This window comes from Larkinella terrae, assembly GCF_009668025.1.
Taxonomy (GTDB): domain Bacteria; phylum Bacteroidota; class Bacteroidia; order Cytophagales; family Spirosomataceae; genus Larkinella; species Larkinella terrae.
This window is the reverse complement of sequence record NZ_WJXZ01000006.1, coordinates 467,736-480,066: the sequence shown is the minus strand read 5'-3', so window position 1 is coordinate 480,066 and position 12,331 is coordinate 467,736. Positions and strand designations below refer to the sequence as shown.

13 protein-coding genes are annotated in these 12,331 nt (G+C 51.4%); 8 read left to right on the top strand and 5 right to left on the bottom strand.

The genetic code is table 11. From position 1 onward, the window contains the following. Positions 1-378 precede the first annotated feature (378 nt). Entirely contained in the window at positions 379-1,596 is a 1,218-nt protein-coding gene (locus GJJ30_RS12660) for an acyltransferase family protein (protein ID WP_154175516.1), read from the top strand. Here the strand turns inward: GJJ30_RS12660 and GJJ30_RS12655 are convergent. The 5 genes from GJJ30_RS12655 to GJJ30_RS12635 form a co-directional block, all read right to left on the bottom strand. Continuing rightward, positions 1,579-2,409 carry a sugar phosphate isomerase/epimerase family protein gene (locus tag GJJ30_RS12655; protein WP_154175515.1) on the bottom strand — a complete coding sequence of 277 codons (831 nt, stop codon included), beginning with the start codon at positions 2,407-2,409 and terminating at the stop codon, positions 1,579-1,581. The genes GJJ30_RS12660 and GJJ30_RS12655 overlap by 18 nt on opposite strands. A 111-nt stretch (positions 2,410-2,520) precedes the next feature. Then, positions 2,521-3,312 (bottom strand): phytanoyl-CoA dioxygenase family protein, encoded by a 792-nt coding sequence (locus tag GJJ30_RS12650; RefSeq protein ID WP_154175514.1) that lies wholly within the window; start codon positions 3,310-3,312, stop codon positions 2,521-2,523. A gap of 45 nt (positions 3,313-3,357) precedes the next feature. After that, positions 3,358-4,263 carry a sugar phosphate isomerase/epimerase family protein gene (locus GJJ30_RS12645; RefSeq protein WP_170299179.1) on the bottom strand — a complete coding sequence of 302 codons (906 nt, stop codon included), beginning with the start codon at positions 4,261-4,263 and terminating at the stop codon, positions 3,358-3,360. A 14-nt stretch (positions 4,264-4,277) separates the two neighbouring features. Continuing rightward, positions 4,278-5,648, bottom strand: a complete 1,371-nt coding sequence (locus tag GJJ30_RS12640; RefSeq protein ID WP_154175512.1) for a Gfo/Idh/MocA family oxidoreductase — start codon at positions 5,646-5,648, stop codon at positions 4,278-4,280. Continuing rightward, the gene (locus tag GJJ30_RS12635; RefSeq protein WP_229313096.1) at positions 5,645-6,346 is read right to left on the bottom strand and encodes a 3-keto-disaccharide hydrolase; all 702 of its coding nucleotides are present in this window, start codon (positions 6,344-6,346) and stop codon (positions 5,645-5,647) included. The genes GJJ30_RS12640 and GJJ30_RS12635 overlap by 4 nt, the downstream gene beginning before the upstream one ends. Before the next feature lie 148 nt (positions 6,347-6,494). On the opposite strand from GJJ30_RS12635, the gene GJJ30_RS12630 reads away from it, so the two are divergent. From GJJ30_RS12630 to GJJ30_RS12600, 7 genes are all read left to right on the top strand, one after another. Beyond that, the gene (locus GJJ30_RS12630) at positions 6,495-7,355 is read left to right on the top strand and encodes a helix-turn-helix domain-containing protein (protein WP_154175510.1); all 861 of its coding nucleotides are present in this window, start codon (positions 6,495-6,497) and stop codon (positions 7,353-7,355) included. Positions 7,356-7,463: 108 nt separating this feature from the next. Continuing rightward, entirely contained in the window at positions 7,464-8,219 is a 756-nt protein-coding gene (locus tag GJJ30_RS12625) for a hypothetical protein (protein ID WP_154175509.1), read from the top strand. 82 nt (positions 8,220-8,301) lie between these two features. Further along, positions 8,302-9,330 carry a glycosylasparaginase gene (locus GJJ30_RS12620; RefSeq protein ID WP_154175508.1) on the top strand — a complete coding sequence of 343 codons (1,029 nt, stop codon included), beginning with the start codon at positions 8,302-8,304 and terminating at the stop codon, positions 9,328-9,330. Between the two features lie 141 nt (positions 9,331-9,471). Next, positions 9,472-10,332 carry an ATP phosphoribosyltransferase gene (hisG, locus tag GJJ30_RS12615; protein ID WP_310588234.1) on the top strand — a complete coding sequence of 287 codons (861 nt, stop codon included), beginning with the start codon at positions 9,472-9,474 and terminating at the stop codon, positions 10,330-10,332. 71 nt (positions 10,333-10,403) lie between these two features. After that, complete coding sequence (hisD, locus tag GJJ30_RS12610) at positions 10,404-11,672, top strand: histidinol dehydrogenase (protein WP_154175507.1); 1,269 nt, start codon at positions 10,404-10,406, stop codon at positions 11,670-11,672. Continuing rightward, positions 11,669-11,953, top strand: coding sequence for a hypothetical protein (locus tag GJJ30_RS12605; RefSeq protein WP_154175506.1), 285 nt, complete (start codon positions 11,669-11,671; stop codon positions 11,951-11,953). The genes hisD and GJJ30_RS12605 overlap by 4 nt, the downstream gene beginning before the upstream one ends. After that, positions 11,950-12,324 (top strand): type II toxin-antitoxin system VapC family toxin, encoded by a 375-nt coding sequence (locus GJJ30_RS12600; RefSeq protein WP_154175505.1) that lies wholly within the window; start codon positions 11,950-11,952, stop codon positions 12,322-12,324. The genes GJJ30_RS12605 and GJJ30_RS12600 overlap by 4 nt, the downstream gene beginning before the upstream one ends. The last annotated feature ends 7 nt before the right edge of the window (positions 12,325-12,331 follow it).

The window sequence follows — 12,331 nt, the reverse complement described above, 5'->3', positions numbered from 1 at the left end:
ATTACATTTTTTCGGAAAATAGTTACAGTTCTTTCCCAAAATACCTTTGACTGGAATCAAAAGGCAGTCCAATTCATCGAGAACTGTCCTTCCAGCCTATCCCCATTGCTACCTAAGAGCAGATTGCTCAAACCAGTAATTGGTACGTTTCTACGTCTTACTCCCAACGTTCTACCATTCACTCAAAAATTAGCGGGACGTCGGAAGCGAAAAAGTATATTCGTTTCAATATTAAGCTATAACAACCTGTTATCCAATAGGTTAATTTGTTCATATTTCATTTTGGCCTGAATTTCTCCATCGATTTGACAGAATACGATTCATTTGTTAGTGCTTTCCGACTCGAATTTACACCACCAATCACAATTAAAATCCGGCATGAAAACCGTTACACCTTACTTAGCCAACCTTACTCCACTGCGCGGTATTGCCGCCCTGCTCACGGTTATTTTTCACGTCGACCTGATGCTGGGGTTGGGCGGAAATCTTTTATTGAAATTTGAAGATTCCTGGCTCATCAACCGAATGTATCTGATGGTGGACTTCTTCTTCATCCTGAGCGGTTTTGTCATGAGCCACGTCTACGGCAAATGGTTTCAAGACTCCGTAGAACGTTCTGAATTTAAGCGATTTACCATTGCCCGGTTTGCGCGCGTTTATCCGCTGCATTTCGTATCACTGCTGGCAACAGTTACCATTTTTGGTGTTTCAGGCTGGATCGGCATTCCTGAAAACCTGATTATGGAGGCTAATAATAACCTCTACTCATTCATTACCAATCTGTTTTTGCTTCAGGCCATGAACCTGCATGACTGGTTCTCGTGGACCCATGCCGCCTGGTCGATTTCGGTCGAATGGTGGATGTACATGCTGTTCCCTTTTCTGGTCAAACCGTTCATGAATCTGAAACCGGTGGGCCGGATCGCCGTGGTGCTGGCTTGTTTCGGCGGTTATCTGGTCCTGACTTTTCTAATCATTCCCAATCTACCGGCACCGGTCGCCCTGCCCTTTTTCAAGCCCGATCCCTTGAATAATACCGTCAACGCGGCCGTTCAATACGGTTTTCTGCGCTGTTTGTGCGGTTTTGTACTCGGCATGATGATGTATCTGGGCTACCGGGAAAATTGGGGCAAGTCGTGGTTAGCGAATGGTTTCACCCTGGTTTTATTAAGTGCCGGGTTGTTTACCTGCATGCATTTTGCCCTGGCTGACGTGTTTTCGATCAGCTTTCTGCCGTTAATTTTGCTATCAGCCGCGTATGGCAGCCCATCTACGGACCGGTTTCTGGGAACAAAACTGCTGCAACGGCTGGGCGACTGGTCATTCTCTATTTATCTCGTTCATCAGCCGCTGATGTTTTTGTTTGGAAACGCATTCGCCTATTATCAGTTCTCCCGGAACGGTACGTATGGGCAACCGTCGAAACCGGATCAGTTTGTTGGCTGGCTGGTCTGTCTGGCGTTCATTGCCGTAACGCTGGCGGTTTCTGCGTTAACGTATCGTTGGGTGGAAGTTCCGGCCCGAAATTACATCAACCGGCAGTTTGGCGGCCGGAAAACGGTGTATTCTGTCGATCCTTCAGCAACTACTGCCTGAAACGTCTTTACCGGAATACCGGTTTTTCAACAGATTCAGCATGAACACGTTGACGTCCCACTGACTGACGACCGGCATCTGGGTATACGGCAGCGTCGGCAAGTACGGTGCTGGACCAAATTCGGTCGTGACGGTCAACACGGTTTGGTTCTCCAAGTGCGTTGCCATCACCTGATCCCACCAGGCAAGGTGTGCCTCCAGAAAAGCCGCCCATTCCGGTGCGCGCGGATCACTGACCTGCGGGCCTTCGGGATGCCCGACCCGGCTGTGGATGTGGTCGGTGTGCCGGATCGCCAGTTTAACGGCTTCGTCCTGGTTTTCGAGCATGGACTCGTGGACCGCACACCAGTGGGAAATATCGAGCGCCAGTCGCAGATTGGGAAGTTTTTGCAAATAATCGCGGGTAATGTGGGCTGCAAACAGGGCCTTTCCCCGGTGGGTTTCGTGAATGATTTTAACCCCGGTTTCGCTGGAAATCCGGTCGGCCAGCTCGAACAACCGGCGGTTTTGTTCGAACGTAAAAAAGTCTTTCCCTGTCTGGCAATTAATAAACAGCGGTTTGGCTGAACTCAAATGCCGGAGGTATTTCTCGTAATTCCGGGCGTGCTCATCCAGATCCGTTTCAAACGATTGAAAATATTGCCCGATCAGTTCCAGCCCGTGTTTCGCCAGACTTTCCAGAATAGCGATTTTTTCGGCCACATCCAACGGTACGGCAATTTCAACGCCATCGTAACCGGCCGCTTTCACGTTCTGGCAAAACCGGTCAAACGGCAACGTATTTCCCCAGGCAGGGGCAAAAAATTTGATCATTATTTTTTATAGACAAAGGAGGTGAGACTAGAGAGTAAAGATTTTTTGACCATTGACGGCTGACGATTGACCATTGACCATGGTCGGCGGTCTATGGTCAATCGTCATTAGTCATCTCTTCACCAAAAAATCTGCGGTTTCTGAAATACCGGCTTCTTCTTCAGCCAGCAGATCGCCGTCGTAATAGTCGATGGGCGTGTAACTGCTTTCGTGAATGTCCTTGTACGGTTTATTGCTGGCCAGATTATACGCGGTAATGATCGACCAGCGGGGTTGATCCGACAAATTGGCGGCTGAAGCGTGGAGGGTATTGCAGTGGAAAAAAGCCGTGTCGCCGGGTTCCATTTCCAGGTACTCCAGTGGCATGATCTTCAGGGCTTCGTTTACCTTTTCCAGATCGGCCCCGACCTGCTCGCCCGAAAAACCGTGCTCGACCCGGCCCATCTTGTGCGATCCTTTTATCATCTGCAAGCAGCCGTTTTCCTTGGTCGCGGGCGTCAGCGCCGTCAGCACCGAAAGCATATCGGGAAACAGAAAACCGTTGTTTTTGTACCAGTATCCGTAATCCTGATGCCACTCCCAGGCTCCGCCCGTTCGCGGTTCTTTCTGCATCAGCTTGGAGTGGTAGTGGGCGGCCCGACTACCCAGAATCTGCTCTACCCCATCCACAATGCGCGACGACCGGGCAAATTTGCTGTACAGGCTGTCGTCCAGCGCATACCAGAGCGCCAGCCGGGTTTTCATTCCCGACGCATCGACCCGGTCGTAGGTTTTTGTGGTTAGAACCGCATCGCCAACGGCCAGCCCGTAGAGCCGTTCTACTTCAGCTTTGGAGAAAAGATTGCGAACGACAACGTAGCCGTCACGCTGGTAAATTTCGAGATGTTCGGGAGTAAAGGCCATGATTTCAGGTTAACTAGAGAAGAAAAATGAGTGCGGAAAAGTATTTCAGCGTTTCGCCAGACGTGTTTTAAATTGCTTCCAGACGGCCATCGTATTGCGAAGATTGGTCGGTTTATCCCCTTTCATGGCATAGCACTGAACGCCAATCGGCCCCTTGAATCCCAAATCCTGAACCGCAAACCGCACCAGCTCGTAGGTATCGAAACTGCCGGTTCCGAGGGGTAGAATGTATTGGTTCCAGATGCCAGTCGGTCCGTTGTCCATCCCGGCCGCATCGACATCGTTGGCCCCGCTGATGGTGATCATTTTCAGATGCGGTTTCAGTGTCGTCAGCAGTCCTTTCCAATTCGTGCGATCCGCTTTCGGCGTGGTGGCCAGCCAGTGGCAGAGATTAAACGTTAGCCCAACATTCGGTTGGTCGATTTGCTTCACCAACCGAAGCGCGTGGTCGACCCGTTCAACGTAAAAACCCACGTGCGGATACAACGCCACCTGCAAACCGGCTTCTTTGGCCCAGTCGGCCATCTGCCGAATCTGGCGCACGACCGTGGTGTCGGCCATCCCGGACGACGAGGCAAACCGCTTTTTATCACTAATAATATAAGGTGCCAGCACAGCTTTGGTGCCTTTCAGCGCCCGGATGTCGGGTTCGATGCGCGGGTCGAGCGTCGGGGAATCGACGTCGATTTTAATGTAAAAATAGGAGCCGGTAAACTGGTGCTTATCGAGTGCAGCCTTCATGCCGTCGAACGAATCCAGTTGATTGATTTCGACCCCATCGAAGCCCAGACTTTTGATAAAACCCACCTGCTGATCGAAGGTTTTATAGGTTGAGTCGCCCCGGATGGCGTTGTGCAACACGAAAAAATCATTTTGAACTTTCACCGGTTTTTGCGCCATCAACTGGCCCGTCAACAAAACCGCCCACAGGAAAAAGATCCGTTTTTTCATCGTCGTTACCTTGATCACATCGCCCATTCTTTACGCGCCAGCGGAGCCGCCAGCAAGGCATTGGCCGCATTGTTTCCCACGAATAATTCCTTTTCCGGATTCCAGTTTAGCTTTTCACTTAACTGACAGGCAATCAGTCCAATCTGCGAGAGTGAGATTGTCCGGTGGCCCACTTCAATGGGTTCCAGCGTCTTGCGACCGGTTTTGATCGCATCCACAAAATCGACTTTATCCCAGAGGGTTTTCGACAAATCCAGTTCGCTTCCCGACGGTTTTGAGGTCAGCATGCCGGGGTTGCTGCTGGTAATCACGCCGGGGTAGTTATCGACCAGAATCCAGCCTTCCGAGCCGGTGTATTTAATGCCCGGTTTGCTGGTCGGCGTTTGCTGGCAGGTGATTTCAACGCCGTTGGCGTAGCGATAAGTTACTGAGAAATTGATCATTGAATTCCACAGGCTTTTCGGAAACTCGCCCTTCCCTTCCACTTCCACCGGACCCGAATATTCGCTGTTGTTGGCCCACTGCGCTACGTCGAAATAATGGGCGCCCCAATTGGCAATCATGCCCTGCGCGTAGGTGTCGATTCGCATCCAGTTCGGCCGCTTCTTCAAATCAAATGGCGTATGAACCCGCATGTCGGTGTACGGAACCATCGGCGCCGGACCCAGCCACAAATCATAATCGAGTTCTTTCGGAACAAGCATGTCGGGTTGGGGCGGAACGGGCGTTGGGTCCGATGGAAACGTGATTTCGATTTTCTGCAACTTCCCGATTCGTCCGTTCCGAACCAATTCAACCGCCTGATTCTGAGGGCGTACGGAACGAAACTCGCTGTCGGTGCGGTTTACTACGCCGTATTTTTTCAGTGCATCCACCAGCGCCCGGCCCTGATGCACGCTCATGCTGAGCGGTTTTTCGCAACTGATATGTTTATTCGCTTTAGCTGCCAGAATGCCCATCGGAACATGCCAGTAGTCGGGTGTCGAGATCATCACGGCATCGATGTCTTTGCGGGCGATGATTTCCCGAAAATCGCGGTGCGTCGAGCAGCCTTTATAAGCCCCGTTTGCTGCCTTTTTGGCGTAGTGGCTTTCAACGGTCGTTTTGGCTTTGTTCATTCGCCAGCTATCCACGTCACAAACCGCAACAACCTGGGCATCGGACACGTCGAGCAAACCCGGAATTCTACCACCAATGCCTTGCAAATCAGAACCTTGCAAATTCTGGCCGTATCCCTGCCGGCCGGTGCCAATCAGGCCGATGGTAATGCGGTTTGAAGGGGCGTTTTTGCCGAATACCGAAGCCGGAACAATGGTCGGCACCCCAATCGCGGGCAAGGCCGTGGCCGCTACGGCGCTGTTTTTCAGGAAATGACGGCGATTCATGGGAGAGTTTTAATTTTAAGGTTTCGGAAGGCAACACTGTGGCCATGATCCTGAAGCAGAATATGGCCTTCCGGAATCTGGGCAAAACCGGGATAATCCTTGAATTTGCTATCTAACACTCCCTGGCTGAAAGCAGGTGTGGTTCGGTCAACGGCCAAAACTTTTACGCCGTCGAGCCAATGTTCGATTCGGTTGTTGTTCACGACAATGCGCGATTGGTGCCACTTTCCCAATGTAACATCGGGTTTGTTGGCGGCTACCACGTCGTAGATTGAAGCGGTCTTCAGATCGGCTGGGAGGTGTTTATCGTTATAAATATAATCGGCATCGTCAATCAACTGGTATTCATACCCCGCCTGCGAGCCTTTGGCGGGTTTGGGCTGCCGTTCTTCGATGAAATACTTCACTCCGCTGTTGCCGCCTTTGCCTAATTTCCAATCGAACGCAAACTCGAAGTTGCGGTATTTTTTTAAGGTTACAATGTCCCCGGCGTCGCCCGATTCGGCACCTTCGTGGAGTTCGCCACGAAGTTCACCGTTTTTAACTACCCAGCCCTTGGTGGGGAATTGGTCGGCGTAGGCACCTCGCCAGCCGGTGGTGGTTTTTCCATCGAAAAGCAATTCCCAGCCTGCCTGTCGTTCGGCGGGACTTAGCACATTGGCCGTTTGTGCCGAAATAACCGGGCTAACTAACCCCATACAAACCGTTACGATAAGAGATGCGCTGTTCATACTGCAAATATTCCGCTATTTTCTTTCATTATTCTGACAAATCTTTTGCCAGTTTTATAATAAAATTTGCACTTTTCACCTTGTTACAGAAAATAATGCAAATAATTTATAATCTATGCGCCCCGACCGACTTCTGGTTCCTCAACTCCCCCACCGCTCGTTCGATCTGCGGCACGAATGGCTGCCATATTTCACGAATCCCTGGCATTTTCACCCCGAAATTGAACTGAATTACGTGGTTTCCAGCGCCGGAATGCGGTTTATCGGACACAGCATCGAGCGGTTTTCGGGCGGTGAAATTGTTTTGCTGGGATCGAATCTGCCCCATTACTGGAAGAACGATGCGGTTTTTGCCGAAGCGGAAAACAGCCGTCAGGCCGAGGCCATTGTGGCCCGGTTTACGCCCAATTTTGCCGGGGAGCCATTCTGGGAATTGCCCGAAACGAAGCCCATTCAGCGACTCCTCAACCGTGCCGGTGTCGGTCTGCAGCTCCTTGATCCGCTCCGGGCCGATATCGCCGGGCAGCTTCACGCACTGATAGAAAAAGACGGTCTGGTGCAATTAACCTCGCTTCTGCACATCCTCGACCAGATTGCCCGCTCTGAAGCCGTTGCGCCCATTTCGCCCGGTTACGTTCCGAACCCGCAGCTGACCCGCCAGAGCGAACGGCTGAGCCGGGTGGTAGGTCACCTGATGCAGCGGGTTGAGGCACCGGTTTCGCTGCCCGAAATTGCCGAGCTGGCCAACATGAATCCGGCGGCATTCTGCCGGTATTTCAAATCACAGACGGGCCAGACGCTGACGCAGTTCGTCACCGACCTCCGCATCCGTTACGCCTGCGATCTGCTTACCCGCACCGACAGAAGCATCACGCTCATCAGCGAACAGGCTGGTTTTGAGAACGTTTCCTACTTTGTTCAGGCTTTTCGAAAAAAGCAAGGCGTCACACCCGCCCGGTTTCGGCAGCGGTTTTAAATCGCGTTCCTGCCAAAATGATTTTGCAAATGCTACCCTGGGCTCCGGATTGCAAGTTTTGCGCTATTCCTTTATCATTGCATGGAAAACCTATGTTAGCAAATGTTCATGAAGAAACTATCCGCCCAATTCGGCGTACTGGCGTCCATTCTGGCAGCAAGCCTGGCTGCTAATGCGCAGACAATGCCGAATATCAGCCGCGATCTGATCAGTCAGGGGCTTTATTTTACGATGTCGAATTTCGACGTAACGCCCATTTACACGATGGCGGGCCCCGGAGGAAGCATCCTCGGCTATCCGTATCTGGATACGGCTTTTGCCAAAACAACGGTGATTTTTTACCAGAATATTGCGAAGCCGGGCAACAAACCGGTTTTGGAAATTCCGGATACGCCGGTTCGGTATAACATCACGGCCAACAATCTCGAATTTCTGGTCGACGCCAAAACGGTGAAAGCCATCAGCGGGGAACGGGCGAAACAGTTTAGCATGGAACGCAACGGTCAGAAAACTAACTTTGTGAATGCGACGGAAGTGGGGGCTCCGGCGGATGTGCGCGGGTTCTTTGAACAGTTGAACGATGGCAAGCTGAAACTCCTGATCCGGCACCAGATTTACGTCAAAAAACCCACTTACAATCCGGCCTTAAGCGTTGGCTCGAAGGACACGGAGCTGATCAAGGAAGCCATCTGGTACACCAGTGACGGCAAGAATCTCGTCAAATTTTCGCCCGGCCGGAAAGGTTTGCTGGCGGTGATGCAGGACAAAGAAGACCAAATCAGCGCCTATCTGAAGGAGAAAAAACCGGATCTGAAAAACCGGGCGGCCCTAACGGATGTCTTTACGTATTATAATTCATTGTAAAGGAGAATTTTATATTTTTTTCTCAACGAATGCTGGTAAATTACACTTCAATCTTCCATTTCACTGATTCTTATTTTATTGCATGAAAAGTCGGCGTTCGTTTCTCCGGTTAAGTACATTTTCATTACCGTTTTTTAGTTTAGCTGGTCTTTCTGAGAGCCGGATAGCCGGAAAACCCATCGTTGTGTCCACCTGGGATAGCGGAAAAATCGCAAACGGCGCGGCCTGGCCCGTTCTGCAGCGGGGCGGCAAGGCCATCGATGCGGTTGAAAAAGCCGGTATCGCCATCGAAAACGACATCAACTGCTGCGTAGGCCTGGGTGGCAATCCGGACCGGGATGGGCGGGTCACGCTCGACTCCTGTATCATGGACGACCATTTTAACTGTGGCTCGGTTGCCTTTCTGGAACGGATCAAGCATCCGGTTTCGGTCGCCCGGAAAGTGATGGAAAAAACACCCCACGTGATGCTGGTCGGCGAAGGAGCGCAGCAGTTTGCGCTGGCGAACGGTTTTACGCTCGAGTCGGGAAAGCTTTCCGCCGACGCGAAAAAGTCCTACCAGAAATGGCTGGAAAAGGCGGAATACAAGCCCGTCATCAACATTGAAAATCAAAAACCGTCGTCTCCGCGCGAAAAAAGAGCTTTTGCTCCAAATAAACTGGAGGATGGCTCGCCGAATCACGACACGATGGGAACGATTGCCCTCGACGCGGCCGGGAATCTTTCCGGCATGTGTACCACCAGCGGAATGGGCTTCAAAATGCGCGGGCGCGTCGGCGATTCGCCCATTATTGGCGCGGGTTTGTACGTCGATAACGAAGTCGGCGCCGTCACCTGCTCGGGTCAGGGTGAAGAAGTTATTCGGATGTGCGGCTCCCACCTGGTTGTCGAATTCATGCGGCAGGGCCTGTCACCCACCGAAGCCTGCCGCCGGGCCATCGAACGGATTGTCAAACGCGATCCGGCGCGGGCCAAAGATTTTCAGGTCGGTTTTATCGCCCTGAATCGCAAGGGCGAAATCGGTGCCTTTTCGGTTCAGAAAGGCTTTAATTACACGGTCTCATCAGCGACCATTCAGCAAAAAATCTTCAACGCTGACCATTATTTGTAACAAAAACCGCTATCGGCCCGAAAACCGTTTCCCGAACAGAAGCGGTTTTTTTGGTAGCATCTGCACTTGTCTGTGAGCAACGGCAGCGACTTGGGTACTTTTTTTCATACCTTTGCGCTTCAAATTCAGACCTGATTCAAAGTGTCTTCTATCCTGCGTATTGCTTTGCAAAAATCCGGGCGACTGAGCGAGGATTCGTACCAGTTGTTCAAAGAGTGCGGTATCCGCTTCGATTACGGAACCGGGAAGTTAAAATCCGTTTCGTCGAATTTCCCCGCCGAGTTTCTGTTCCTGCGCGACGATGATATTCCGGGCTACGTCGAAGACGGCGTTGCCGATCTGGGAATTGTCGGCGAAAACGTGGCCGTTGAATCCACGCATCAGGTTGAAACCGTCCATCGGCTCGGTTTTTCAAAATGCCGGTTGTCGCTGGCTATTCCGCGCGGCACCGACTGGAACGGCATTCAGGATCTGGACGGAAAAAGCATTGCAACTTCTTACCCGCGCATTCTGGGCGACTACCTCGCATATCACAATGTATCCTCTGAAATCCACGAAATCAGCGGTTCCGTTGAAATTGCGCCGGGAATCGGACTGGCCGAAGCCATCTGCGACATTGTGAGCTCCGGAAGTACGCTGTTAAGTAACGGGTTAAAAGAAGTGGAAGTTATTTTCCGCTCTGAAGCCATATTGATTTCCCGCGCAACGCTGGACTCCGAAAAACAGAGCCTGCTCGACAAGCTGCTGTTCCGGATCAAAGCCGTTCAGGCCGCTAAAAACAATAAATACATTGTTCTGAACGCACCGAACAACGCGCTGGATCAGATTACATCGCTGCTGCCGGGCATGAAAAGCCCCACCGTTACGCCCCTGGCCACCGAAGGCTGGAGTTCCGTTCATTCGGTGATCAACGAAAACGATTTTTGGGAAAACATCGAAGCCATCCGTTCCGCCGGAGCAGAAGGCATTCTGGTGATTCCGATTGAAAAAATGATTTATTGATGAAATTTGACGATTGACCGCTGACCATTGACCATGGTCGATCGTCAGCGGTCAATCGTCAATCCTCCCCCATGAAAATCCTTGCTTTTCCGCCCCGCAGCGAGTGGCCTGGGTTGCTGGCCCGGCCCGTGCAATCTACTGAATCGATTGAAAAAGCCGTCGCTCCTATTTTGCAACATGTTCGGAATGAAGGCGATAAGGCGCTGACGGAGCTATCGGAGAAATTTGACAAACTACCGTATTCGGGTTTGCCGGTTTCGGATTCCGATCTGACAGCTGCGGAAGCTCAGCTTTCCAACGAATTAAAAACCGCCATTCAGCAGGCGTATCAAAACATCCGGAAATTTCACGAAGCGCAGCGGCAGCCGATCGAAAAAATCGAAACCATGCCGGGCGTGGTGTGCTGGCGTCGAAGCGTCGGCATCGAAAAGGTCGGGCTATACATTCCGGGAGGAACAGCACCCTTGTTCAGCACGGTTTTGATGCTGGGTATTCCGGCACAACTGGCCGGTTGTCAGGAAATTATTCTTTGCACCCCCAGTGATCATCCGGCCATTTTATACGCAGCCCAACTCGTGGGTGTTACCAAACTGTTCCGGGTTGGCGGGGCACAGGCCATTGCGGCCATGGCGTACGGAACGAAGTCGATTCCCAGAGTTTACAAGATTTTTGGGCCGGGAAACCAGTACGTAACGGCGGCCAAAATGCTGGTGGCGAAAGAAGGAATTGCCATCGACATGCCCGCCGGACCGTCGGAAGTGGCCATCTACGCCGACGAAACGGCCATACCGGCTTTTGTAGCGGCAGATTTGCTGTCGCAGGCCGAGCACGGTGCCGACAGCCAGGTGTTGCTGGTATCGACCAGCAAGAAAGTGGTGACTACCGTTAACCTGGCGTTAACGACGCAACTGGAGCGCCTGCCCCGGCGCGATCTGGCGGCCAAAGCCATCGAAAACAGCAAAGCCATTCTGGTTGATAATGAGGAAGATGCCATCGACTTATTGAATGATTACGCGGCCGAGCACTTGATTCTGAGCATTGAAAACGCCGAAACCGTGGCCGAACGAATCACCAACGCCGGGTCGATTTTTCTGGGCAATTACACCCCGGAGTCCGCGGGTGATTACGCGTCCGGTACGAACCACACCTTGCCAACCAACGGTTTTGCCCGGGCTTATAGCGGTGTTTCGCTGGACAGTTTTGTTAAAAAAATTACCGTTCAACACATCAGCCGGGAGGGTATTCAACTGCTTGGCCCCACGATTGAAGCCATGGCCGAAGCTGAATCGTTGACCGCTCACAAGCACGCGGTCAGTCTGCGGCTGGCGAGTTTGGAATGAAGATCGCAACAGATTTGTTACCTTGCTTAAAAGATGCTGTTATGGAGTTGTTAACAATTGAAATAGCCACGCAGGAAGACAAAGACCTGTTGCTCGCACTTCTGCCCAGGTTCAACGCACGGGTAGTCATTCAAACACAATCCCCTAAACCAAAATCTCCCTTTATCCAGATAGCAGAAGAAATAGCAGCGAAAGGTGGTATCACTTCCATTAGTGATCCGTCTGAATGGCAACGTGAAATACGAAGCTGGGATCGGTTTTTGGACGGACGGGAGGAATGATTCTGGATAGTAATATTGTCATCTACTTTGCCAACCCCGGCTTTGAGAAGTTGCGAAGTTATCTCGAGGAAAGGCAGAATTCAATTTATGTCTCATTAATTTCCAAGCTGGAAGTTTTGGGGTATCATAGTCTTAAGCCAACGGACAAAGCGGAATTGGAATGCTTACTGCGTGTTGCATCTATTTTACCAATTACGGAAGCTATTATCAACGAAGCCATCCGGTTACGCCAGCAGCGCAAACGTTCACTAGACGATTCGATTATTGCCGCAACGGCCTTGTTGTACGATATACCGGTATTAACAAATAACAGTGCTGACTTCGCCGACATTTCCGGTTTGCAAGTCATTTCATTACAGTCGATTACCTAAGTTTTTG

Coding starts and splice junctions, on each gene's coding strand:
- GJJ30_RS12655 (WP_154175515.1), bottom strand. CDS start 2,409: ATGATCAAATTTTTTGCCCCTGCCTGGGGAAATACGTTGCCGTTTGAC.
- GJJ30_RS12600 (WP_154175505.1), top strand. CDS start 11,950: ATGATTCTGGATAGTAATATTGTCATCTACTTTGCCAACCCCGGCTTT.
- GJJ30_RS12605 (WP_154175506.1), top strand. CDS start 11,669: ATGAAGATCGCAACAGATTTGTTACCTTGCTTAAAAGATGCTGTTATG.
- GJJ30_RS12630 (WP_154175510.1), top strand. CDS start 6,495: ATGCGCCCCGACCGACTTCTGGTTCCTCAACTCCCCCACCGCTCGTTC.
- GJJ30_RS12650 (WP_154175514.1), bottom strand. CDS start 3,312: ATGGCCTTTACTCCCGAACATCTCGAAATTTACCAGCGTGACGGCTAC.
- GJJ30_RS12625 (WP_154175509.1), top strand. CDS start 7,464: ATGAAGAAACTATCCGCCCAATTCGGCGTACTGGCGTCCATTCTGGCA.
- GJJ30_RS12660 (WP_154175516.1), top strand. CDS start 379: ATGAAAACCGTTACACCTTACTTAGCCAACCTTACTCCACTGCGCGGT.
- GJJ30_RS12620 (WP_154175508.1), top strand. CDS start 8,302: ATGAAAAGTCGGCGTTCGTTTCTCCGGTTAAGTACATTTTCATTACCG.
- GJJ30_RS12640 (WP_154175512.1), bottom strand. CDS start 5,648: ATGAATCGCCGTCATTTCCTGAAAAACAGCGCCGTAGCGGCCACGGCC.
- hisD (WP_154175507.1), top strand. CDS start 10,404: ATGAAAATCCTTGCTTTTCCGCCCCGCAGCGAGTGGCCTGGGTTGCTG.
- GJJ30_RS12645 (WP_170299179.1), bottom strand. CDS start 4,263: ATGAAAAAACGGATCTTTTTCCTGTGGGCGGTTTTGTTGACGGGCCAG.
- GJJ30_RS12635 (WP_229313096.1), bottom strand. CDS start 6,346: ATGGGGTTAGTTAGCCCGGTTATTTCGGCACAAACGGCCAATGTGCTA.